The following is a 22,941-nucleotide window of genomic DNA, read 5'->3' on the forward strand; positions in this document are numbered from 1 at the left end:
TCCTTGCTCGCGCCCCGCCCGCGCGCCGTCGGCCGCCGGCAACGGCCGCCGCTCGGGGCGCACTTCGACTGTTGACGTTCTGGTCCAGACCAATTACCTTCCAATAGGCGTTTTGGTCCAGACCAATTCGCCTGCGACTGCTTCGGATCACGGTCGATGTCCCACATCGCCGGCCGCGATCACCCCGGTGAGGCGCGCGCGTGCACGGTTCCGTACCGCCCTGTACCACGCACACAGGGAGAGAGCCATGTCCCCTCACAAGCGCAGATTCCGCAGCCGATTCCGCAGCCGGGCCCTCGCCCTGCTCGCCGTCCTCGTCCTGCCACTGGCCGTGCTCACCGGGCTGTCCGCCGGTTCCGCCCAGGCCGCCGGCAAGCTCACCGCGACCTTCTCCATCCAGGACAACGGCTCGTGGTGGAAGGGCACCTACGTCGTACACAACGGTGGCACCGCCGCCGTGACCGGCTGGCAGTTGGAGTTCGACCTGCCCGCCGGCGTCACCGTGACCGGCAACTACTACGGCGACGCCACGGTGACCGGAAGCCACGTCTCGGTCAAGAACGCCTACTACAACGGGACCATCGCGGCGGACGGCAGCACCGACCCGTTCAGCTACTGGTTCATCGGCAACGGCCCGGCCGGGCCGCCCCTGCACTGCACCGTCAACGGCGACAAGTGCGACGGCTCGCCCGACGTCCCGCCCTCCGCGCCGGGCGCCCCGCGGGCCAACACCGTCACCGCACGCTCGATCGCGCTCGACTGGAGCGCCGCGACCGGCGGCGACTACCCGGTGGCGGGCTACGAGGTGGTCTCGGGCGGCACCACGGTCGCGACGGTGCCGACCAACTCGGCCACCCTCACCGGCCTGACCCCGGCCACCGCGTACACCTACGCGGTCCGGGCCAAGGACACCCGGGGCAACCTCGGCCCGCTCGGCCCGTCCACGACGGTGACCACCGTGGACCCGGCGAGCGATCCGACCCCGCCGACCGCGCCGGGCACCCTGCGCGGCACCGGCAAGACCTCCTCCACCGTCGCGCTGGCCTGGACCGCGTCGACCGACAACGTCGGCGTGGCCGCCTACGACGTCTATCGCGACGGCACCCTGGCCAAGACCGTCCCGGCCGGCACCACCGCGGCCACCATCGAGGCGCTGTCCCCGGTCACCGAGTACACCTTCACGGTCAAGGCCCGAGACGCCGCGGACAACGCCTCGCCCGCGTCCAACGCGCTCGACGTCACCACCGACGACATCGCCGGCGCCGGCAAGAACCTACGGGTCGGCTACTTCGTGCAGTGGGGCATCTACGGCCGCCAGTACTTCGTGAAGAACCTGGACACCTCCGGCTCGGCGGCCAAGCTCGACGTGATCAACTACGCGTTCGAGAACATCGATCCGGTCAACCTGACCTGCATGGCCGGCGTCACCAAGGGCACCACCGCCAACCCGCAGGACCCCGACCAGGGCACCGGCGCGGGCGACGCGGACGCCGACTACGCCCGGCCGATGTCGGCCGCGCAATCGGTCAACGGGGTGGCCGACGACGGCTGGGCCAAGCTGCGCGGCAACTTCAACCAGCTCAAGCAACTCAAGGCGAAGTACCCGCACTTGAAGGTGGTGGTCTCGCTCGGCGGCTGGACGTACTCCAAGTTCTTCTCGGACGCGGCGGCCACCGAGGCGTCCCGACAGAAGCTGGTCAAGTCCTGCATCGACATCTGGATCAAGGGCGACCTGCCGGTCTACAACGGCGCGGGCGGCCCGGGCACCGGCGCCGGGATCTTCGACGGCATCGACGTGGACTGGGAGTGGCCCGGTTCGCCCGACGGCCACGCCGGCAACCACTACAACGTCAACGACAAGCAGAACCTGACCCTGCTGCTCGCCGAGTTCCGCAAGCAACTCGACGCGACCGCCGGTCCGCGCAAGCTGCTGACCGCGTTCACCCCGGCCGACCCGGTCAAGGTGAACCAGGGCTGGGACGTCTCGAAGATCTTCGACTACCTGGACGTCGCCAACATCCAGGGCTACGACTTCCACGGCGCGGGCAGCGACAACTCGTGGGAGCCCAACCGCACCGGTGACCAGGCCAACCTGTACACCGACGCGCAGGACCCGTACCCGACCCACTTCAGCATCGACGACGCGGTGAAGATCTATACCGACGCCGGCGTCAACCCGCGCAAGCTGACCATCGGGTTCCCGTTCTACGGCCGAGGTTGGCAGGCCGTCGCCGACGGCGGCGCGCACGGCGAATGGCAGGCGGCCGGCGGAGCGGCACCCGGCCAGTTCGCCGAGGAGGCGGGGACCAGGGGCTACTCGAACCTCCTTGCCAGTGTGCCCAATCTGACCGTCTACCACGACGAACAATCTGTCTCGACCTACGGCTACACCGGGGCCGGCGGCCAGTGGTGGACGTTCGACGACGCGTGGTCGATCGCCAAGAAGACGGCCTACCTCAAATCCAAGAACCTCCTCGGCGCGATGATCTGGGAGATGTCCGGCGACACCGCGAACGGAGCCCTGATCACCGCGCTCGACAACGGACTCAAGTAGTGCGCGGCAGTTGACAGTCGGCACAACCTGCGATGCCGGCGCCGGGACAGCCGTCACGTTCCGACCCGTACCGCCGTCCGGTCCCCTCCGGGCGGCGGTACGGCCCCGCGGCCCGGGCGCCCGGCGATGTCGGAACTCCCCGTCCAACCGCCACGAAGCCTGGTGTCGTCCGGGGCGGACAGGGACACTTCGGGAGACATCATGTGAACACGCCCAGGGGAGGGGATGTTCATGAGCACGCCGAGCAAGACCGGCGGGGGCGACGGATCCGACAGCGGCAGCAGGAGCAGCAGTTCGTCGAGTTCGTCCGGATCGACGAGTTCGTCGAGCCTGTCGTCGACACCCGCACCGGTACAGGTTCCCGCACCCGCACCGCCGCCTCCGCCGGCGCCGCCAATTGCGCCCGCGCCCGCGCCCGTGGTCGCCGCGGCCGTTCGCCTGGCCGCGTACGTGGCGGCGCCGAACTCGTTCGACATCTACTGGGAGGACCGGCAGTCCCTGACCACGAAGGCGATCCGGGTCCCGGTCGGCGGAGTCGAGCTGATCATCAACCTGCACTTCGGTGCGGAGCAGAACGTCTGGTTCGGGTTCGGCAGCGCGTACGTGCGCGGTGAGGACGGCAACACCTGCAACGTCAACGCCCTGACCACCGCCGCCCAGCGGCAGGTGATCCGAGACCAGATCGAGGGCGACTTCAACACCCAGTGCAGTAGCGCCTACGCGGGCCGCGACGGCGGCACGCCGGACACCTGGCGCTGACCGGGCAGAGCAGCCGGCCCGCCGAGGGCACCGGAACCCCGGCGGGCCGGATTCGCGTTCGAGCCACGGCGAGACGGGCCGAGGCGGTCCCGGATCAGGCGAAACCCGCGACCGGTCGCGGTGTGTACGGCCGTTCCAGGCGGTCGATCTCGTCCTCGGTCAGCGTCAGCGACAGCGCCGCCACCGCGTCCTGGATGTGGCCGGGCTTGCCCGCGCCGACGATCGGCGCGGTCACCCCGGGCCGGCTCGCGATCCAGGCCAGCGCCACTTGGGCACGCGAGACGCCGCGCTCGGCCGCGATCGTGGCGACCGCCTCGACGATCGGCCGGTCCGCCTCGCCGTACAGCGTCTTGCCGAACTCGTCGGTCTCGCTGCGCGCGCTGTCCGCGCCCCAGTCGCGGGTGAGCCGACCCCGGGCCAGCGGGCTCCACGGGATCACCCCCACGCCCTGGTCGGCGCACAGCGGCAACATCTCCCGCTCCTCCTCGCGGTAGAGCAGGTTGAGGTGGTTCTGCATCGACACGAACCTGGTCCAGCCGTGCCGCTCGGCGGTGTACTGGGCCTTGGCGAACTGCCACGCGTACATCGAGGAGGCGCCGATGTAGCGGGCCTTGCCCGCCTTGACCACGTCGTGCAGCGCCTCCATGGTCTCCTCGATCGGCGTCGCGGTGTCCCAGCGGTGGATCTGATACAGGTCCACGTAGTCCGTGCCGAGCCGGCGCAGCGAGTTGTCGATCTCGGTCAGTACGGCCTTGCGGGACAGCCCCGCCGCGTTGGGTCCCGGCCGCATCCGGCCGTTGAGCTTGGTGGCGATCACGATGTCGTCGCGGCGGGCGAACTCGCCCAGCGCCCGGCCGACGATCTCCTCGCTGGTGCCGTCCGAGTAGACGTTCGCGGTGTCGAAGAAGTTGATCCCGGCCTCGACGGCCTGTCGGATCAGCGGGCGGGCGGCCTCCTCGGGCAGTGTCCAGGGGTGCGTGCCGCGCTCCGGCACGCCGTAGCTCATGCAGCCGAGACAGATCCGCGAGACGTCCAGCCCCGTGGTGCCGAGCTTCACGTACTTCATCCCGTGCCGTCCTCTTCCTCGTGCTTTCGTACGTCCCCGCGAGCCGCGCCCACGCGCCGTGCGCGCCGAGCGAGAGGCAACGGTCGGGCCCGCTCGCCGGCCGCGACGATCACGAAGATATCCCGCGCGGCGACCGCCCCCGTGAGCGGTCGCCGCGCCCGCGCGCCGAGTTCGTCGGCGCCGGGTCGACGCGGGCGTGCGCGCGCTCAGCCGGACAGGCCGTCGCGGCGGTTGCGGGCCAGGACGGAGAGCAGTTCGTAGCCCACGTGCGCGGCGGCGATGCCGGTCAGCTCCGCGTGGTCGTAGGCGGGCGCGACCTCGACGATGTCGGCGCCGACCACATTCAGGCCGACCAGGCCGCGCAGCGTGTTGAGCAGCTCGCGGCTGGTCAGCCCGCCCGCCTCGGGCGTGCCGGTACCGGGCGCGTGCGCGGGGTCGAGCACGTCGATGTCGACCGAGACGTAGACCGGGCCGGTGCCCAGTCGGCGGCGCATGCGCTCCACCACCGAGGCGACGGTGGCGTCCTGGTAGTCGTCGCTGTGCACGACCTGGAAGCCCAGCACGCCGTCCTCGCGCAGATCGTCGGGCCCGTACAGCGGCCCGCGGATGCCCACGTGCAGGCAGCGGGTCGGATCCAGCAGACCCTCCTGCGACGCCCGGCGGAACGGCGTGCCGTGCGTGTACGGCTCGCCGAAGTAGGTGTCCCAGGTGTCCAGGTGCGCGTCGAAGTGCACCACCGCGATCGGGCCGTGCTCGGCGGCCACCGCGCGCAGCAGGGGCAGCGCGATGGTGTGGTCGCCGCCGATGGTCAGCAGCCGGGTGCCGCGCGCCGAGAACGCGCGGGCGGCCTGCTCCAGGTCGGCGATCGCGGCGCCGATGTCGAACGGGTTCACCGCGATGTCGCCCGCGTCGGCGACCTGCTGCTCGGCGAACGGCGAAACGTCCAGGGCCGGGTTGTAGGGCCGCAGCAGCTTGGACGAGGCGCGTACGTGCGCGGGACCGAACCGGGCACCGGGCCGGTAGCTGACGCCGCTGTCGAAGGGCACGCCCACCACCGCGACGTCCACGTGCTCGACCTCGTCGGCACGCGGCAGCCGCGCGAAGGTGGCCGGGCCGGCGAACCGGGGTACACGCGTGGCGTCGATGGGTCCTCGGGGGGCGCCGGTCATCGCTCGGTCCTTTCATCGGTGTGCTCGTCGAGGGAGGCGAGGGAGGCGAGGGAGGCGAGGGGGCCGACGGGCGGGTCGGCGGGCCGCGTCACGATCGGTGCGTACAGCTCCGGTCGGCGGTCGGCGAACACGTCGTTGTGCGTGCCGATCCGCTTGTCCCGGGCGTCGGCGAGCCGACAGCGGGCGAGCAGCAGGTGTTCGGCGTCCTCGGCGGGTGGACCGGCGAGCGGGAAGCCGTCCGGGTCGACGATGATCGAGCCGCCGACCCACGAGGTGCCGCGTTCGGGGCCGGCCCGGTCGCACGCGGCGACGAACACCCGGTTCACCGCGGCGTTCGCCTGCACCCGGACGTCCTCCGCCGGCCGCTCGCCGGCGGGTCGGGGCGCGAACGGCCAGTTCACCGGCGCGCACAGCAGGTCCGCGCCGCGCAGTGTCGCGGCGCGCACCCATTCGGGGAACTCCACGTCGTAGCAGACCAGGACCCCGATCCGGCCCACCCTGGTGTCCACCACCGGCGGCAACGCGCTGCCGGGGACGAACAGTTCGCTCTCGCGGCCCCACAGGTGCGCCTTGCGGTAGCGGGCCCGTACGCCGCTCGGGTCGACCAGGACCGCCGAGTTGCGGATCGCGCCGTCGGCGTCGCGCTCGGCGAAGCCGCCCACCACGATCAGGTCGTGCCGCCGGGCCGCGTCCCGCCAGCCGGTCACGGTCGGCCCGTCCACCGGCTCGGCGAGCGCCGCGGCCTCGGCCGCGTCGCGCATCACGTAGCCGCTGTTCACCAGTTCGGGCAGCACCAGCACATCGGCCCCGGCCTCGGCGGCCCGCTCGATCGCGGCCAGCGCCGCGCGGCGATTGCCGGCCACGTCGCCGACGGACAGCGCCAGTTGCGCGCAGGCCACCACGGTCTCGGTCACGTCACACCCCCCGCGGCGCGTCGGCGCCTTCGAGTTCGGCCTCGCTCGCGCGCTCCGCGGCCCGTTCGGCGGTCAGGTCCAGGTCCCGGCACAGCCACGCGTACAGCGCGCCGCCGACCAGCAGGCCGACCACGAAGGACAGGTCCGCGCCGTCGAGCGCTTCCGCCACCGGTCCGGTGAAGAAGCTGGTCTTGAAGAACGGGATCATCGCCGCGAAGCCGACCACGTAGGCGGTCAGGCCGCGCCAGGACCACAGGCCGTAGATGCCGCGCGGGTCGAAGATCGAGGTCACCGCGTAGTGGCCGCGTCGGACCAGGTAGAAGTCCACCAGGTTGACGGCGGTCCAGGGAATGAGGAAGTAGAGCATCATCAACACGAAGTCGTTGAAGCTGCCCAGGTAGTCGTCCGGGAGCACGATCGCGACCACGAAGACGACCGCCTCGATCGCCACGATCCCGGCCACCCGGACCCGCACCGTCGGCCGCACCGGCCGGAAGGCGTCGATCGCGCTGGTGGTGGTGAGCATCGCGCCGTACGCGTTCACCGCCATGATGCTGATCAGCGCGAGCGAGGAGACCAGCACGGCGAACGTGCCGAAGCCGGGCACGATGTCGTTGCCCACCTCGCGCACCGCGCCGATCGCGTCCGGGTCCGGCAGTGCGGAGGCGAGCAGCGCGCCCAGCGACATCAGCCACGCCGCCGAGCCGGCCGCGCCCGCGTAGGTCCACCAGATCACCTTGCGCGCGGGCACGTCGGCGGGCAGGTAGCGGGAGTAGTCCGAGACGTAGACGGCGTAGCTGATCTGGTAGCCGGCCGCGCCGGAGAAGACCACCAGGAACGCGGTCCAGGACATCCCGCCGCCGCCGGCCGGCGCGGCCACGTCGAGGTTGACCATCGCGCCGACGCTGAGCACCCCGAAGACCGCGATCAGCGCGTAGGTCAGCCAGCGCTGGACCAGGTGCAGCAGGTCGTGGCCGACCACGGCGAGCACGATCGCGATCGAGATCAGTACCGCGTACCACAGCGTCGAGCCGCCCGGCAGCACGGTCTGCAGGCCCTCGGTGGCCAGCACCACGTTGAACACGTTGAAGCCGACGTAGACGAACACGACCGCGACGAACGGGACGATCGCGCCGCGGATGCCGAACTGGGCGCGGGACTGGATCATCTGCGGCAGGCCCATTCGCGGACCCTGGTTGGCGTGGAAGGCCATGAAGAAGGTGCCGAAGCACGCGCCGAGCACCACGGCCAGCACCGACCAGCCCAGGCCCAGGCCCAGGGCCGGGCCGATGAAGCCGGTGACCATCGTGGTGAGCACGAAGTTGCCGGTGAACCAGAACGGACCCTGGTGCCACACCTTGCCGTGCCGCTCCCGGGCCGGAACGTAGTCGATCGAGCGGGTCTCGATGGCCACACCGCCGGGACGCGGCGCGGTGTCCGCCTCGGGGCCGGTCGCGGCCGGCCCGGCCGCCGGGACGGCGGCGTGGCGGGCGGTGGCGGGGGCCGCGCGCGGTGGCCTGGTGGCGTCCATGGGCTCTCCTGCGGTCCTGGGTCCCGTTCGGTCGACGCGTCGGGGGACGACGGTCGGGGGACGAAGCGTGATCGATGGGATGACGCTTGAAGGTACGCCCGGTTAACAACCGTAAACGATCGATATCATGTCGAATCTGATGGAGACGGGTGGACACTATGTCCATGCCCCCGTCGACGATCCCACCCTCCGCACCCACCGGCCGGTCCGTCATGCCCGATTTCTCCGGCGCCCTGCGCATCGCCGACCTGGTGGCCCTGCCCGACCTGCGTCTGGCGGTCGCCGCCGGCGCCGAGCACCTGGACCGGCGGGTCGAGGCCGCGCACGTGTCCGAGCTGCTCACTCCCGGCCACTGGCTCCAGGGCGGCGAGCTGCTGATGACGATCGGCCTGCTGCTGCCGATGACCGACGCGGCCTGCGCCGCGTACGTGCGCGACGTCGCGGGCGCGGGCGCGTGCGCCCTGGTGTTGGGCCTGGGTAGGGAGCTGCCGCATCAAAGCGCGCCCGAGCCGCTGATCCGGGCCGCCCGGGCGGCCGGCCTGCCGCTGCTCACCGTCCCGGACGAGGTGCCCTTCATCGCGGTCACCAAGGCCGTGTTCGAGGCCCGCGCCGCCCGGCAGCGGCTGGCCCTGGAGCACGCGTTCGAGGCGCAGCGCCGGCTGACCATCGCGGCGGCCTCCGGCAACGGCGTGCTGGCCACGCTGCGCGCCTGGCGGGCCGCGACCGGGGTGGACGCGATCGTCGCCGACCCGGTGGGCCGGTTGGTCGCGGACAGCCTGGCCGGTCCGCCCGAGGCGCCGGGGGCCGACGGCTCGGCGGACGCGGTGGCGCTGCTGGCGGCGAGCACCGACCTGATCCGGAAGGTGGCCGCGCGGGGGCTGCACGGAAGCGGCAGCAGCAGCGACGCGCAGGGCGTACGGGTGGAGGTGCAGCCGTTGGGCGCCCGGCGGCTGCGCGGGCTGCTGGTGCTGGCCGGTCCGGTCGAGTCGGCGGCCCGGCTGCTGGTGTCCGGCCTGGTGTCGCTGCTGTCCCTGGAGCTGGAGCGCCGGCACCTGGCCGATGAGCCGGTGCGTCGGCGCCGGGCCGCGCTGCTCGGTCGCCTGCTCGCCCCGGGCACCACCGCCGAGCAGGCGCGCGACGTGCTGGCCGCCGCCGGGTTGGCGGCGCGGGAGGTGCGCGGTGTGGTGGTGGGCCTGGATCCGGATCCGGCGGGCGCGGACACCGCGCACCTGGACGCCGCCGAACTCGCGGCCGACCTCGCGCTGGCCCTGCCCGGCGGCCTGGTCCGGGTGGCCGGCGGCGCGGTGGAGGCGGTGCTGGGCGCCGAGCTGGACGTACGGGCCATCCTCGGCCGCTTCGCCCCGGGTCGGGCGGCGGGCATCGGCCTGGCCGCCGCGCCGGACGCGGCCGGGTCCTCGATCCGGCAGGCGCGCAGCCTGCTCGCGGTGAGCCGGGCCGCCGGGCATCCGGTGGAGGCCCGGCACGGTACCGCGAGCAGGCTGCTGCTCGGTCTGGCCGACGCGCACACGCTGGCCGGCTACGCGGACGCGGTGCTGGGGCCGATCGACGCCGCCGACCCGGGCGGCGAACTGGCCGCGACGCTGGCCGTGTGGTTGGAGACCGGCGGCTCCTGGGACGAGACGAGTCGGCGCCTGGACGTGCATCGGCACACCGTGCGCAACCGGGTGGACAAGGCGATGCGACTGACGGGCCGGCGCCCGCAGGACGGTGACGATCGCTTCGATCTGTGGCTGGCGGCCCGCATCCGCCGCGACAGTCTGGGCTGAACCTCGCGCACCGCCCCGGGGCGCCGGTCGCCGCTACCGGGGGCCGTCCTCAGCGCAGCGCCGCCGGTGCCGACTCCTTCGACGGGGCCGGCGCGTTCGAGGTGTCGACGCCGCCACGCGCCAACAGCCGCTCGAGCGCGAAGCTGCCCGACCCGAACACCACGATCAGCAACAGGGCCCAGCAGAACATCGCCGACGCCTCGCCACCGTTTTGGATCGGCCACAGATCCAGCTTCTGGTGCTCGGTGAAGTAGGCGTACGCCATCGATCCGGACGAGACGAACGCGGCGGCCCGGGTGCCCAACCCGAGCAACACCAGCCCGCCGCCCACGAGTTGGATCACGGCCGCGTACCAGCCCGGCCACTCGCCGGAGGGTACGGTGCCGCGCCCGCCGTCCGGGAAGCCGAACAGCGAGGCGGTGCCGTGGCAGGTGAACAGCAGTCCGACCACGATCCGGAACAGGCCCAGTACATGGGGTTTGGCGGACTCGAGGAAGGCGTGCGGAATGGGTGACATCGGACGGCTCCTGGGGGGATGGAGTGCGGGAGATTGGTCCAGACCAGTCTTGACGGGCCGTCCCGACAGCGACAATGCCGCACTTCTCAACCGGCACAAAATGGCAAGTGGCCCGAGTGGACAGCACCCCACCAACCGGTGACCCTGCACCGCGCGCGTCCTCCCGCGTCGACCGCCGCGATCCACCCCCGCCCACCGCGCCGAACCGCCCGCGGCGGCGAACTGCCGCCGACGCCAGGGGCGTCGATCCCGACCGTGACGGTGACAACAGGGGCGGGGCGACACCCAAGTTTCGTTTGACGTCCGGTGGATTCGCAGGGACAGTGTGTGTGCGCACCGATGCGAACAGTTGCCCTACCCGCAATCGGGCGCTTCCTGGTCGACCCCGCACCCCCTTGCGAGGAGTGATCCGTTCATGGGCGTTTTTGCGTCGAATGCTCGCGACCGAACGATCCCGGAACGGTCGGCGAGCTGTTCGAGGACGCCGCTCCGGGACCCGAACGCCGGTTTCCCGACCGCGAGTTCAGCTCGGGTGAACCGGCCGCGCCGCGCGGGCTAGCGCGTGCGCTCGTCCCCCGGCCGCCCATGAAGCGTGCGCGGACACCCGCTGACCGCGAGCCCGGGTCACATCGAATCGGCGTTCACCGTACGGCGATCCAAGCGCGTGCGAACCGGAAGCGGAGGCACCGGTACCGCGCGCCCGGATCGCGCCGGCACCCCGCGAGCCCGCCGGCGCCGGCGCGCCCGACCGCGCGAGGCCCCGGCATCGGGCCCCGTTCCGGTCCCCCACACCGTGTCCGGTCGGCCGCGCCCGCCCCCGACGGGCCACCCCTCGCGTGCACCATCGTCGCGAATCCCCTCCCACCGACCATCCTTCAGGGATCACTGCCCGTGTTGCGATTACTCCGCCGTCCCCCTCACGTCGCCGACGCGGCCCGGCCCGGTCGACCCCAACGGCCGTCCCCGGCCCGTGCCGACCGACGGACGAGCACCTCCGCACACCCGGCGAACCCGCGCCCGTCCGGGTGCGCGCGATCCGGCCGACCCGGCCGAAGGGGCGAACCCGGATGAAGATACGTCGCTCGCGCCCGGCGACCGCCGACTCGTCGGCGCGGCCCGCCGACTTCCCGCCCCCTCCCACCGACTCGCCGCGACCCGCGCTGCGGATCCGACTCGCCGCCCGGATCCGTCCGCGAGTCCGCGGCCTGATCACGCTCATGGTCGTCGTGCCCTCGGCGGGCATGGTCTTCTTCGCCGGATCCGCGATCCTGACCATGGTCGAACAGGCCCAGGCCGCCGACCACGCGCACGACCTGGTCCGGGTCTCCGCCGACGCCGGCGAGGTGGGGCGCCGGCTCCAGGCGGAGAGCGCCGCCGCGGTGACCCTGCTCTCCCGCGGCCCCGGTCCGATCACCAGCGCCGACTACCGGACCGCGATCGACGCGAGCGAGACCGCCATCCGCCGCTACGAGGACCGGCGTCGCGGCCTCGAACCCGCCTCCGCCGGCGAACGCGCCGCACTGACCGCCGTGGACACCGCGCTGCGCGGCCTGCCGGGCCTGCGCACCCAGATCGACCAGCGGGGCGTGGCCACCTCGGCGGCGGCGGTGCGCTACTGGGCCTGGATCGGCACCACCGTGGACCTGCGCGCCCGGGTCGCCCTGGACCCTGGCGTGTCCACCGACATCGCCGCCCGACTGCGCGCGATCACCTCGCTGGCCCAGGCCCGGGCCGCGCTGGGACAACAACAGGTCACCGTGCTGCGCTCGCTCGGCGCCGGACCGCTGGGCGGGCCGGTGCTCAAGGCGGCCTCCACCGCACGCGCCGCGCACGACCAGGCCCTGGAGGCTTTCGCGGTCACCGCCCCGACCGGCTGGCGCGACCGCCTCGCCCGGGCGCTGGCCGGGTTCGAGATGATCCGGGTCGCGCAGACCGAGGACGCGATCGGCCGCGACTCGCTCGAACCGGACGTCTGGCGCGCCGCGTTGGCCGAACGCGCGGACCGCCTGTGGTCGGTGGAGCAGCGGGCCGACGCCGACATCGCGCGCGAGGTGGCCGATGTCACCGGCGACCGGTGGTGGCTGGCCGGCGTCCAGGGCGCGGTGCTGATCGGCGCCGTACTCGCCGCCGCCGCGGCCGCCGCCTGGCTCGGCCGCCTGCTGCACCGGCGCCTGCGGACCCTGGCCGAGCGGGTCACCGAGATGACCCAGAAGACGCTGCCCGCCGTCGAGGCCGACCTGCGCCGCCGCGACGCGTTGGGCCCGCACGAGAGCGGTGCGGCGTACGCGGTCAAGATGCTCGGCCCGCAGCCGGACCGCGAGCGCGGCGCCGACGAGATCGCCGACCTGGCCCGCGCGCTGACCCGACTCGCCTACAGCACGGTCGAACACAGCGCGTCGCTGGTGCTGGCCCAGCGCGAGTACAACGACGCGCTCGGCGACGTCGCCCGACGCATCCGGGTGCAGACCAGCCGGGTCAGCAGCGCCCTGGACCGGCTCCAGGAATCCAATCTCACGGTGGACCAACTGGGCACGGTCTTCGAGGTGGACCACGGCAACGAGGGCACCAAGCGGCTCGCCGACTCGATCGCGGTGCTCAGCGGGCAGCCACCGAACCGGCTGTGGCCCGACACCCCGCTGTACGAGGTGGTCCGGGCCGGCGCCCAGCGGGTGACCAACTACGAACGCCTGCCGGACATCGCGTTCAAGGGCATCCCCACGTCCGTCACGCTGGCCGGCGACACGGTCGGCGCGGTGACCCAGATCGTCGGCGAGATCGTCGACAACGCGGCCCGCTTCTCCGGTCGGCACGAGGTCGAGGTCACCGCCGAACGCACCGAGGCGGGCGTCCTGGTGCGCGTTCGAGACCAGGGCGTGGGCCACCGCGATCCGGAACTGCTCAACCGGCGGCTGCGCGCCGACGTGGACGCCCTGCCCTCGCTGCGCCAGACCGGCCTGACCGTGGTCGCGCTCCAGGCCCGCCCGCTGGAGATCGAGGTCGAACTGCAACCGGGTGCCGACGGCGGCACGGTGGTCGAGATCGTGCTGCCGCACGCGATCATCGCCTCGGTGGGCCGCCATCGTCGCCGGGTGGAGCACGTCACCCGGCCGGGCACGCCGCAGATCGGCCCCGCGCGCCCGATCGCCATCGGCGCCGGCGTCAACGGCCACGGCCGAAACGGCAACTCCGCGAACGGCAGCGCCGGCAACGGCGGCCACCCGGGCGGCGTCGATCCGAGCGCGGCGGATCCGAGTGCGTCCGCCCCGATCGCCGGCGGCCCGCTGCCCGCGAACTACGCGCCCGAGTTGACCGCGCGGGGCCTGCCCCGCCGCGAACGCCGCACCGGACAAGCGACCCAGTTCCGTCGTACCGCCCCACCCACCCGTGACATCGCGCAGGCCAGCGCCGCCGCCGCCTCGTTCGGGCGCGGCGCCCGCGACCTGCCCTTCACCCGGACCCCCAAGGAATCCCCATGACCGAGCCCGCCGTCGACCAGAGCGTGCTCGACGACTTCATGCGCCAGTTCGTGCACGACCACGCCCCCGACGTGCTGCACGCGGTCGCCGCCAGCGGCGACTCGCTGCTGGTCGCCCAAGCCGCGCTGCCCGGACGCGTCCGCACCGACCCCGCCGCGCAGGCGGCGTGGATCGCGAACGCGGAGAAGATCGCGTCGAGCGCGCCCGGTGCCCTGCTCATGCAGGACTACAGCGCCGATCTGATGGGCCTGGGCCCGGTCAGTGTGCTGATGTCGCAGGCCGAGCACGGGCTGCTGCTCACCATGGGCAACACCAGCCCGGGGCCGGACGGGCAGGTGCACCCCTCGGCGCTGATCGTGGCGACCACCTGGAACGCCGACGTCGGCAACCTGATCCGGGCGATGCACGCGCTGATGGAGCGTGTCGGCCCGTCCCTGACCCCGCTCGCGCGCGGTCGCGGCCTCCAGCCGCAACCCGCCCGCATGCCGGCTCCCAGCCGGGTCTTCTGACCCCACGATCCCGGCTGCTCCCGCCGGGCGACCCGGCCATCCGCACGGGTCGTCCGGAGTATTCGCGCGCCTCGGCCCACCGGCCGATTCGACGCGTCCGCCCCGCCCGGCTCCCGCGCGCCCGAGACCGCCTTCCACGTCGTCGCGCGAGCGAACCGGCAGCCACATCCGGAGAGTTCGAACCCCCGTATCGCCGAACCTGCCGAGAGAGAGACCGACATGCGCAGCAGCACCAGTAGACGGTTCCGCAGCACCCGCACCCCGCTGGCCATCGCCACCACCGGCTTACTCCTGGTGTTGTCGGCGTGCTCGGGCAGCGCGGCCGGTGACGACAAGGCCAAGGCCTCCGAGGCCGTCGCCAGGATCGGCCTGCTCACCCCCGCGAGCGGTCCCTACGCCGCCGTCGGCGAGGACACCCGGGCGGGGCTGGAGCTGTACCGCGACACGCACGGCGGCAAGCTCGGCGGGCTCAAGGCGGAGATCCTGGTGCGTGACGAGGGCGCGGGCCCGCCGACCGCCGTCCCGGCCGCGACCGAACTGGTCAAGCAGCAGAACGTGTTGGCCATCACCGGCATCGTCAGCGGCGGCAGCGTGGCCGGTGTGCTGCCGATCGCGGCGGCCAACAACACTGCGCTGATGGGCGTCGCGGGCCGACCCGAGTTCCCCGACCCCAAACTGACCGCGCACGTCTGGTCGTTCAACACCCAGTCCTACGAGGCCGGCGCCGCCGCCGGTCCCTGGGTCAAGGAACACGTCAACGGCCCGGTCTACGCGATCGGCCCGGACTACCAGGGTGGCTGGGACCAACTCAAGGGCTTCACCGAGTCGTTCACCAAGGCCGGCGGCACGCTGGCCAACCCGGACGGGAAGACCACCTTCACCCCCTTCCCGGCCACCCAGAACTTCCTGCCCTACCTGAACAAGATCGCGCAGAGCGGCGCCAAGGCCGTCTACGCGTTCTACGCGGGCACCGCGGCGGTCGACTTCGTCAAGCAGTACAAGGCCTCCGAGGCGGCCAAGCTCCCGCTGTACGGCAGCGGACCGCTGACCGAGGGGCGCCAACTCGACGCGCAGGCCGACGCCGCCGCCGGGATCACCACCTTCGCCACCTACGGCGCGGACCTGGACAACCCGGCGAACCGGGCGTTCGTCGCCGCGTGGCAGCAGCGCCACCCGGACCGCAGCCCGACCATCTACGCCGTCGCCGCGTGGGACATCGCCCGGTCGCTGGACACCGCCATCGCCGCCGTCCGCGCCGAGAAGAAGACGCTCACGCCCGAGGCGGTGAACACCGCGCTGGGCAACGTCGGACAGATCGACAGCCCCCGCGGCGTGATGCAGCTCAACCCGGCCACCCACTCGCCGGTGCAGCAGTGGTACCGCTTCGAGGTGCGCAACGACGGCCCCAAGCGGGCCAACGTGGCGGTCGAGCAACTCGCCGTCCTCGGCGGCTGATCCCGCCGGTCCCGTTCCGCACCGCTCACCCACCCCAGGAGGGCTCTTGTACGCGTTCGCCGAAGCCGACGACATCACCTTCCAGTTGGAGACCCTGCAGAGCCTGCTCGACCCCAGCACCCGGATGGTGCTGGACTCCCTCGACGACCCCACCGGCCAGGAATGGTTGGAGATCGGCTACGGACTGGGCAGCATCGCCCGGGAGTTGTCCCGCCGTATCGGTCCGATCGGCGTCGTGCACGCCACCGACCTGGACGCGCGCCCGCTCGCCGCACCCGTCGACGGCGCGCCGATCCGCACCTTCCCGCTGGACCTGCGTACCGACGAACTGCCGCGCCGGCCCTACCGGGGCATCCACGGGCGGCTGGTGCTGCTGCACATACCCGAGCGCCGGGCCATCCTGTCGCGCCTGGTCGACGCGCTGGAACCCGGCGGCGTCCTGGTCGTCGAGGACTGGTACTGCCCCGAGCCGCCGCGCGTCCTGGCCTGCGCCGACCCCGCCGACGAGAAGGTGTTCACCGAGGTCGTCGCGGGCATCCTGGCCGAACTGCGCAGCCGGGGCGCCGACCTGGAATGGGCGGCGGCGACCAGGGACGCGTTCGTCGAGGCGGGCCTGACCGACGTACGGGTGACCCGTTCCGACGCGGACTGCGCCGGACCCGGCCTCGCGCACCGCCTGTACGCCTGCAACGCCCGGCAACTGCGGTCCCGGCTCGCCGAGTCGGGTCTGGACGGCGACCTCCTGGACCGCTTTCAGGAGGTCGCCGCCCAGCCGGGCCTGGTCACCACCGGCTGGCGGCTGTATTCCACGATCGGCACCAAGCCGACGGCCGGCTGACCCGAGCCGGCGCACGAACCTCGCCCCCTGTCGACGCTCCGGCAGGGGGCGACGTCGTCGCGTCCGGTGCCCGGTCACGAGCCCTCACGCGGGGCCTGGTGACGGTCTGTACGGTCGACGGGACAATCGGTGAACATCGTGCGGGCGCTCCGCCGGGCCGCGCCTACAGCTCGCGTACCGGTCGACCGGCCAGGAACGCGGCGATGTCCTCGACCGCGTCGGTGTACGCCAGCGTGTAGTTGCCCTGGGTCGCATAGCCGATGTGCGGCGTGAGGATGGTGTTGGGGGCGTCCAGGATCGGGTCGTCGGCGGGCAGCGGCTCCACGTGGTGCACATCCAGCGCGGCACCGGCGATCCGACCCTCGTGCAGCGCCGCGAGCAGGGCGGCCCGGTCCACGATCGCGGCCCGGGAGGTGTTGACCAGGTACGCGGTGGGGCGCATCAGGGCGAGTTCGGGCGCGCCGACCAGGGACCTGGTCCGCTCGCTGTAGCGCACATGCACGGAGACGAAGTCGGCGCGGCGGAAGAGTTCGTCCTTGGCGACCACCTCCACACCGAGTTCCGCGCCGCGCTCGGCCGTGAGGTTCTGGCTCCAGGCCAGTACCCGCATCCCGAACGCCGCGCCGATGGTGGCCACCCGCGCGCCCAGTTTGCCCAGACCGATCACCCCGAGGGTGGATCCGGCGAGGTCCGACCCGATGCCGCGCTGCCATCCGCCGGCGCGCAGGCTCGCGTCCTCGGCGCCGGTGCGGCGGGCCAGTTCGAGGATCAACGCCCAGGTCAACTCGGCCGCCGGATGCGGCAACAACCGCGTGCCGCACACCGTGACGCCGTGCGCGCGGGCCGCCTCGATGTCGATGGCGGCGTTGTTCATCCCGGTGGTGACCAGCAGCCGCAGGCCCGGCAGGCGCGCGAGCAGTCCGGCGGGGAACGGAGTGCGCTCGCGCATCGCGACCACCGCGTCGAACGGCGCCAACCGCTCGACCAGCGCCTCGGTGTCGGTCACGTGGTCGGGGAAGAACGCGACCTCGGTGCCTTCGGGCAGCTTGCACCAACAGTCGAGCGCCGCGGCCGGCCCCTGGTAGTCGTCGATGACGGCGACCCGAAACACCTGTCGTCCCCCCGCGTCCGGCGACCGCCGAACGCGGATCACCCGGTCGGCTCGCGGGTCCGACCCTATCGGGCGGGGCCGTCGAGCGCGCCCAAGCCCTTGTGCAGGTCTTCGAGGTTCATCACCGGCTTGACGCTCACCTTGGCGCCCATCGAGAAGAACGGCTCCGCGATGCTCGGCAACTGCGACGAGTCCTGCATGTCGAACACGAACAGGCACGAGCGGTCACCCTCGACGGCGGTGAAGTAGGCCGCCTCGGGGTGGAGTCGCTCGACGATCGCCTGAATGGTCTTGGGCAGCGACCCGTCGGCGATCGCCCGGTTGCCCGCCTCGGTGTCCATGCGTGCCTGGAGGAACATGCGCATCGATCTCACCCGGTCTCGCGTACGGACCGTGCTCGGCGCCCACCACGGGCACCCGTGAGGACTCGGCCGCGTACCCTTTCAGGCTCCCCCCGCGCGCCGATGCCCGCAAACGCCGCGAACGCCGCCCGCCGCGATTCGCGTACCGGTCGGGTGGTCGGGTATGCGAAAGGTATGAACGGGCGACATCGCGCTCCGGCCAAGCGCCCTCCCGGCAGCGAGGCGGCCCATCCGCGCAGCGACCTCGCCGCGCGCAGGGTCATGTCCACGATCGCGCTGCCGTTCTTCGTGGTCGGTTGTGCGCTGTGCGCGTGGGCGGCCTCGACGGATGTCACGAGCGAGGTGCGCACGCTGTGGATCGTCGCCGCGGTCGCGTGCGCGGCGACGGCGCTGATCGCCTGGATCGATCTTGTGGTCATCGCGCGGCGGATGCGTGGCGAGCGGACCTGGTCGGCGCGAGACCGGTGAGCGGCGGCCGGTCGTGGGTGGGCCGGCGCTTCGGCGAACCTGTCGGCGGGTCGCTCGACGCACGCGGGGTGGCGTTCCGCCCGCGTGCCGCTCGGCGCGTGTACGGTCGGCCTCCCGCTCGGCGTGCCCGACGGTGTGGCGTGCCCGAAGGCACGGTGCGTCCGACGGCGCGGTGCGTCCGTCGGTGCGCCCGTTGTGTCAGTGCGCCGGTTGTGCCACCGGGGGTTCGGCCCGGGCGGCGGGCTCGGTGTGCGCGGTCTCCTCGGTGTGGCCCATGCGCCAGTAGCCCATGAAGGCGATCGAGCGGTGGTCCATGCCGCGCTCGTCCTTGAGGTGGCGGCGCAGCGCGCGCACCCGACCGGCCTCACCGGCCAGCCACGCGTACCCGTGGTCGACCGGCAGGTGGGCATCGCGGATCGCGTCCAGCAGCCGGTTCTCCGCGGCCGGCGCGTCGCCGCGATGAATCCAGTCCACCCGTATCCCGGGCGGCGCCGCGAGATGTTGGCGATCCGCCTCGGAGGCCACCTCGACGAAGACGTGCCCGCGTGCGTTCGGCGGCAGCGATTCGACGATGGAGCCGATCGCGGGCAGCGCCGCGTGGTCGCCGGCCAGCAACAGCCGACACCCGGCGGGCGGCTCGAAGCTGTAGCCGCCGTTGCGCTCGGCGGTCGGCCCGAGCAGCTCGATGGCGTCGCCGGGACGCGCGGAGCGGGCCCAGCGGCAGGCGGGTCCACCCGGCGCGTGCAGCGCGAAGTCGATGTCGATCTCGACCGGATCCGACCGGTGCGCACGCACGGTGTAGGTGCGCTGGTACGGCCGGTCGGCCTCGGGGATCCGCGTCCACGCCTCGCGCCAGGTCAGGTCGTCCCGGGTGACCCGGGACGCGGGCCGACCCTCGCGCGGCACGAAGAGCTTGACCCGCTGGTCGGGCCCGCCCGGGACGAAGTGCGCCAACCTGGGACCGGTCAGGGTGATCCGGGTGGCGTTGCGGGTGATCGGCGTGTTGCGGACCACGGTGAGCTGGAAGGGCCGGTAGAGCTGCGCCCGGCGTTCACGTTCGGTGGAGATTGGAACTCGCCCTCTCGGACACGGTCGGCCACGGACGACCCGAGACGATGTCGTGGTTAGGTTAACCTAACCACAGACTCCCGGTGGCCGATGACGACGCGCCGGGCGAACCCGAGGACTCGCCGGGAACTCAGCGGGGACCGACCGAGGACCGACCGGGGCACGCCCGAACGGCCCTGGGACCGACCGGATTTGGCCGGCAAGTATGCCTACCCTAAGTTGTTGGGCGTCCGGGTGGACGGGTCCGGATCGGCGCTCCGGCCGATGGTCCCGTTCGACGTGCCCGGGTCGAGGTGCCCGGTTCGCCGTGTCCGGGTCGACATGTCCGAGGGGGACCGATCACGCATGCGGCTGTACCTGCTCGCGCTCAACCCCACCGACTCGGTGACCGAGGGATTCCTGCCCGCCGCCCACCGCCTCGGACTGCACGTCACCCTTCTGGCCGACCCCGCGCACGCCGCGCGACACCGCGAACTGTGCGCCTCGCTCCCGGGGGTGCGAGTGCTGGACTGCGACGTCCGCGACTTCCGCGCGGTGATAGACCGGATCTCGGGCGGGCACCGCCCGGACGCGGTGTTCACCAACAGCGACCACCTCCAGGTGCAAGCCGCGCTCGCCGCCGCCTACTTCGACCTCCCGACCAAGGACTGGAAGGCCGCGCTGCGGACCAAGAACAAGGCCCGGATGCGCGGCCGGCTGGCCGACACCGGCACGGACACCGTCTGGGCCGCCGAACTGACGCCCGGGCAGTCGGCCGCCGACCTGCTCGACCTCGCACCGCCGTTTCCGTGCGTGGTCAAACCGCGCGAGGGCGTCGCCGGCGAGGACGTGGTCCTGGTCACCGACGACGCGGAACTGCTCGAGCGCTGTGCCGAGATCCAGGCCCGCCGCCCGGCGGCGGCGCTGCTGGTCGAGGAGTTCCTGCCGGGAGAACTGCACACCCTGGAGACGCTCGGCGACCGGCACGGCATCCGGGTCCTGGGCGGCTTCCACACCCGGCTGTCGCCACCGCCGTACTTCGTCGAGACACGGCTCGATCTGGTGCCCCAACCGCCGGCCGCGACCACCACCGCCGTGCTCGCCCAACTCGGCGCGCTGGGGGTGGGATTCGGGGCGTGCCACACCGAATTCGTGGTCCAGGACGGGCGCCCCCGGATCATCGAGGTCAACTACCGTGCCATCGGCGACCAATGCGACCTGCTGCTGCGGGACGTGCTCGGCATCCCGCTGTTCGAGCACATCCTGCGCGTGCACCTGGGCACCGACCTGCCCGCCGACCTCGGCGCGCGCGCCGGCGGGCACGCCCGGGTGGACTACCCGTGCGCCGACCGTGCCGGCATCCTCACCGCGGGCCCGGACCGCGTGCGCTCCGACCCGGCCGGCGACACCCGCGTGGACTACCACCCGCTGCGCGCGATCGGCGAACGACACCCGGTGTACGGGTCCAACCGGGACTATCTCGGAGTGCTGCGCACCATCGGCACCGACCGGGCCGCCGTCGACCGGGCCGCCGAGGCCTTCCTGACCGGCCGGCAGTGGAGCATCACGCCATGACCGAACACGCCGCCGGCGACCCGCCGCCACCCCCGGCCGGCCCGGACGCGCCGCTCGACGCCGCCGCCGCGGACCCGCCGTCCGACGCGGCCGATACGGCCGATACCGCTGATATCGCCGACGGGCCCGGTGGCTTCGACGGCGAACTGCTGTGTCGGGTACTGGACACCGTGCTGCGCGAGGACGTCCTGGGCCTGCGCGGCACCGCCGTACCCGAACAGCGACCGGACGGGACCTGGCTGCGGCTGACCGCACCGACCGGCACGCACGCGTTACTGCTGCCGGTCCGCGCCGACGGGTTCCAGTGCGAGTACGCCGCCCGCGCGCCGCTCGTGCTGGCGTCGTGGGACGGCAGGCGCGTGACCGATACCGACCGACTGCTGGCGATCCTGCGGGACTGGGCCGATCCACGGGACCGGTCCGGCTTCGACGCCTTCGCCGAGGAATGCCGGCAGGCCGCCCGGGCCGGCCGACTGCTCGCGCGCACCGGCCCGGCCGTTCGCGCCGGGCTCGCCGACCGGTACGGCCAGGACCCGAGCGCGTGGACCGGGCTCGGATCGGGCCCGGCCCTGGACACCCTGGCCGCGCACGTCGACCATCCGCTCTACCCCACCGCACGCGCCCGCTCCGGCCTGACCGAGACCGCGCTGTGCCGGTACGCGCCCGAACACCACCCGAGCTTCCGCCTGCGCTGGGCCCTGCTCCCGCGCGACGCGATCACCCGCGCCGGGACCCTGCCGCCCTGGTGGCCGACCCCCGCCGACCTCGGCCGGCCCGACCTCGCGGGCAGCCATCTCGCCCTGCCCGTGCACCCGTTGACGTTCGACCGGCTCCCGGACCCGGCCGTGCCGACCGACCGGGAGTATCTGGACGTGCGCCCGACCCTGTCGATGCGCACCGTGGCGGTGACCCGCGACCCGGCCGTGCATCTCAAGCTCCCGCTGCCGATCGCCACCCTCGGCGTGCGCAACCGGCGCACCATCAAACCCGGCACCCTGGTCGACGGCGCCGCCGGCCGACGACTGCTCGCCGAGGTGCTGCGCCGGGAACCACGCTTTCACGACCGGGTGTTGCTCGCCGACGAACAGAGCTACCTGCACGCGGACCACGAACTGCTGGGCGTGCTGGTGCGCCGGCATCCGCCCGGCCTGGAGCACGCCCTCGTGCTGCCGCTCGCCGCACTGCTCGCCCGAGGACCGGACGGCGCCCTGACCCTGGACCGGGTCGCCGACCGATTCCACGCGGGCGATCGATTCGCGCTGCTCGACGCCTACCTCACGCTGCTCCTGGACTGGCAGACCACGCTGTTCCGGTACGGCATCGCGCTCGAATCACACCCGCAGAACCTGTCCCTGGTCCTGGCCGAAGGTCACCCGGCCCGCCTGCTGTTCAAGGACAACGACGGCCCGCGCGTCAATCCGGCCCGCTGCCCGCTGCCGCACGGCGGATTCGACGACGCGCGCACCTACACCGCCGACGACGGCCCGCTCGCCGACCTGTTCCTCACCATCACCGTGCACCTGTGCGCCGGCGCCCTCGCGTTCGCGCTGCCCCCGCCGGAGCGGGACGAACTGCTGCGGCTGGTGCGCGAGCGGCTGGCCGTGCTGGCGCCGCCGGAACTGCGGCGCCGCGCGCTGGACGGGCAACGATTGCCGGTCAAGGCGATGATCACCGCCGGCACGCTGCTCACCAAGGAGCGCTCCGGCGCGGCAGATATCAACAAGTACTACACGACCGGGCCGAACTACCTTCGTGGTGCGGCGCGTTCGACCTAGCGATGGACCGCGACCGTCGACCCGTCCG

The 22,941-nt window shown here is 72.9% G+C and carries 18 protein-coding genes; 10 read left to right on the plus strand and 8 right to left on the minus strand.

The features are described from left to right. Window positions 1-247: 247 nt before the first annotated feature. Both ACWCPW_RS23065 and ACWCPW_RS23070 read left to right on the plus strand, forming a co-directional pair. Entirely contained in the window at window positions 248-2,554 is a 2,307-nt protein-coding gene (locus ACWCPW_RS23065) for a glycosyl hydrolase family 18 protein (RefSeq protein ID WP_449763488.1), read from the plus strand. A 231-nt stretch (window positions 2,555-2,785) separates the two neighbouring features. Further along, window positions 2,786-3,313, plus strand: coding sequence for a hypothetical protein (locus ACWCPW_RS23070; RefSeq protein ID WP_449763489.1), 528 nt, complete (start codon window positions 2,786-2,788; stop codon window positions 3,311-3,313). Between the two features lie 94 nt (window positions 3,314-3,407). Here ACWCPW_RS23070 and ACWCPW_RS23075 read toward each other — a convergent pair whose 3' ends face one another. The 4 genes from ACWCPW_RS23075 to ACWCPW_RS23090 form a co-directional block, all read right to left on the minus strand. Next, window positions 3,408-4,379 carry an aldo/keto reductase gene (locus ACWCPW_RS23075; protein WP_449763490.1) on the minus strand — a complete coding sequence of 324 codons (972 nt, stop codon included), beginning with the start codon at window positions 4,377-4,379 and terminating at the stop codon, window positions 3,408-3,410. A 206-nt stretch (window positions 4,380-4,585) separates the two neighbouring features. After that, entirely contained in the window at window positions 4,586-5,548 is a 963-nt protein-coding gene (speB, locus tag ACWCPW_RS23080; protein ID WP_449763491.1) for an agmatinase, read from the minus strand. Then, entirely contained in the window at window positions 5,545-6,462 is a 918-nt protein-coding gene (locus tag ACWCPW_RS23085; protein WP_449763492.1) for a nitrilase-related carbon-nitrogen hydrolase, read from the minus strand. Before ACWCPW_RS23085 ends, speB begins: the two co-directional genes overlap by 4 nt. A gap of 1 nt (window position 6,463) precedes the next feature. Next, window positions 6,464-7,993, minus strand: coding sequence for a purine-cytosine permease family protein (locus ACWCPW_RS23090; RefSeq protein WP_449763493.1), 1,530 nt, complete (start codon window positions 7,991-7,993; stop codon window positions 6,464-6,466). Window positions 7,994-8,157: 164 nt separating this feature from the next. On the opposite strand from ACWCPW_RS23090, the gene ACWCPW_RS23095 reads away from it, so the two are divergent. Further along, on the plus strand, window positions 8,158-9,780 hold the full coding sequence (locus ACWCPW_RS23095) for a PucR family transcriptional regulator (protein ID WP_449763494.1): 1,623 nt from the start codon (window positions 8,158-8,160) through the stop codon (window positions 9,778-9,780). A gap of 49 nt (window positions 9,781-9,829) precedes the next feature. On the opposite strand, the gene ACWCPW_RS23100 is transcribed toward ACWCPW_RS23095, so the two are convergent. Further along, window positions 9,830-10,297, minus strand: coding sequence for a DoxX family protein (locus tag ACWCPW_RS23100; protein ID WP_449763495.1), 468 nt, complete (start codon window positions 10,295-10,297; stop codon window positions 9,830-9,832). Between the two features lie 1,067 nt (window positions 10,298-11,364). On the opposite strand from ACWCPW_RS23100, the gene ACWCPW_RS23105 reads away from it, so the two are divergent. The 4 genes from ACWCPW_RS23105 to ACWCPW_RS23120 all read left to right on the plus strand — a co-directional run bounded on the left by ACWCPW_RS23105 (window position 11,365) and on the right by ACWCPW_RS23120 (window position 16,575). Continuing rightward, window positions 11,365-13,773, plus strand: coding sequence for a nitrate- and nitrite sensing domain-containing protein (locus ACWCPW_RS23105; RefSeq protein WP_449763496.1), 2,409 nt, complete (start codon window positions 11,365-11,367; stop codon window positions 13,771-13,773). Next, window positions 13,770-14,282 carry a hypothetical protein gene (locus ACWCPW_RS23110; RefSeq protein ID WP_449763497.1) on the plus strand — a complete coding sequence of 171 codons (513 nt, stop codon included), beginning with the start codon at window positions 13,770-13,772 and terminating at the stop codon, window positions 14,280-14,282. Before ACWCPW_RS23105 ends, ACWCPW_RS23110 begins: the two co-directional genes overlap by 4 nt. 219 nt (window positions 14,283-14,501) lie before the next feature. Continuing rightward, the gene (locus ACWCPW_RS23115) at window positions 14,502-15,737 is read left to right on the plus strand and encodes an ABC transporter substrate-binding protein (RefSeq protein WP_449763498.1); all 1,236 of its coding nucleotides are present in this window, start codon (window positions 14,502-14,504) and stop codon (window positions 15,735-15,737) included. A gap of 46 nt (window positions 15,738-15,783) precedes the next feature. Next, the gene (locus ACWCPW_RS23120; RefSeq protein ID WP_449763499.1) at window positions 15,784-16,575 is read left to right on the plus strand and encodes a class I SAM-dependent methyltransferase; all 792 of its coding nucleotides are present in this window, start codon (window positions 15,784-15,786) and stop codon (window positions 16,573-16,575) included. Between the two features lie 163 nt (window positions 16,576-16,738). On the opposite strand, the gene ACWCPW_RS23125 is transcribed toward ACWCPW_RS23120, so the two are convergent. After that, complete coding sequence (locus ACWCPW_RS23125) at window positions 16,739-17,686, minus strand: D-2-hydroxyacid dehydrogenase family protein (protein WP_449763500.1); 948 nt, start codon at window positions 17,684-17,686, stop codon at window positions 16,739-16,741. A gap of 65 nt (window positions 17,687-17,751) precedes the next feature. Further along, window positions 17,752-18,051 carry a hypothetical protein gene (locus tag ACWCPW_RS23130; protein ID WP_449763501.1) on the minus strand — a complete coding sequence of 100 codons (300 nt, stop codon included), beginning with the start codon at window positions 18,049-18,051 and terminating at the stop codon, window positions 17,752-17,754. A gap of 171 nt (window positions 18,052-18,222) precedes the next feature. On the opposite strand from ACWCPW_RS23130, the gene ACWCPW_RS23135 reads away from it, so the two are divergent. Beyond that, window positions 18,223-18,516 carry a DUF6343 family protein gene (locus ACWCPW_RS23135; protein ID WP_449763502.1) on the plus strand — a complete coding sequence of 98 codons (294 nt, stop codon included), beginning with the start codon at window positions 18,223-18,225 and terminating at the stop codon, window positions 18,514-18,516. 198 nt (window positions 18,517-18,714) lie between these two features. Here ACWCPW_RS23135 and ACWCPW_RS23140 read toward each other — a convergent pair whose 3' ends face one another. Next, on the minus strand, window positions 18,715-19,530 hold the full coding sequence (locus ACWCPW_RS23140) for a siderophore-interacting protein (protein ID WP_449763503.1): 816 nt from the start codon (window positions 19,528-19,530) through the stop codon (window positions 18,715-18,717). 399 nt (window positions 19,531-19,929) lie between these two features. Between ACWCPW_RS23140 and ACWCPW_RS23145 the strand changes: the two genes are divergently transcribed. After that, window positions 19,930-21,138: an ATP-grasp domain-containing protein gene (locus ACWCPW_RS23145; protein WP_449763504.1), complete on the plus strand. Its 1,209-nt coding sequence runs from the start codon at window positions 19,930-19,932 to the stop codon at window positions 21,136-21,138. After that, a complete protein-coding gene (locus ACWCPW_RS23150; RefSeq protein WP_449763505.1) occupies window positions 21,135-22,913 on the plus strand; it encodes an IucA/IucC family protein in 1,779 nt (592 codons plus the stop codon). The genes ACWCPW_RS23145 and ACWCPW_RS23150 overlap by 4 nt, the downstream gene beginning before the upstream one ends. Window positions 22,914-22,941 lie beyond the last annotated feature (28 nt).

Source organism: Embleya sp. NPDC001921, assembly GCF_053594475.1.

Coding starts and splice junctions, on each gene's coding strand:
- ACWCPW_RS23065 (WP_449763488.1), top strand. CDS start 248: ATGTCCCCTCACAAGCGCAGATTCCGCAGCCGATTCCGCAGCCGGGCC.
- ACWCPW_RS23070 (WP_449763489.1), top strand. CDS start 2,786: ATGAGCACGCCGAGCAAGACCGGCGGGGGCGACGGATCCGACAGCGGC.
- ACWCPW_RS23075 (WP_449763490.1), bottom strand. CDS start 4,379: ATGAAGTACGTGAAGCTCGGCACCACGGGGCTGGACGTCTCGCGGATC.
- speB (WP_449763491.1), bottom strand. CDS start 5,548: ATGACCGGCGCCCCCCGAGGACCCATCGACGCCACGCGTGTACCCCGG.
- ACWCPW_RS23090 (WP_449763493.1), bottom strand. CDS start 7,993: ATGGACGCCACCAGGCCACCGCGCGCGGCCCCCGCCACCGCCCGCCAC.
- ACWCPW_RS23095 (WP_449763494.1), top strand. CDS start 8,158: ATGCCCCCGTCGACGATCCCACCCTCCGCACCCACCGGCCGGTCCGTC.
- ACWCPW_RS23100 (WP_449763495.1), bottom strand. CDS start 10,297: ATGTCACCCATTCCGCACGCCTTCCTCGAGTCCGCCAAACCCCATGTA.
- ACWCPW_RS23105 (WP_449763496.1), top strand. CDS start 11,365: ATGAAGATACGTCGCTCGCGCCCGGCGACCGCCGACTCGTCGGCGCGG.
- ACWCPW_RS23110 (WP_449763497.1), top strand. CDS start 13,770: ATGACCGAGCCCGCCGTCGACCAGAGCGTGCTCGACGACTTCATGCGC.
- ACWCPW_RS23115 (WP_449763498.1), top strand. CDS start 14,502: ATGCGCAGCAGCACCAGTAGACGGTTCCGCAGCACCCGCACCCCGCTG.
- ACWCPW_RS23130 (WP_449763501.1), bottom strand. CDS start 18,051: ATGCGCATGTTCCTCCAGGCACGCATGGACACCGAGGCGGGCAACCGG.
- ACWCPW_RS23135 (WP_449763502.1), top strand. CDS start 18,223: ATGAACGGGCGACATCGCGCTCCGGCCAAGCGCCCTCCCGGCAGCGAG.
- ACWCPW_RS23145 (WP_449763504.1), top strand. CDS start 19,930: ATGCGGCTGTACCTGCTCGCGCTCAACCCCACCGACTCGGTGACCGAG.
- ACWCPW_RS23150 (WP_449763505.1), top strand. CDS start 21,135: ATGACCGAACACGCCGCCGGCGACCCGCCGCCACCCCCGGCCGGCCCG.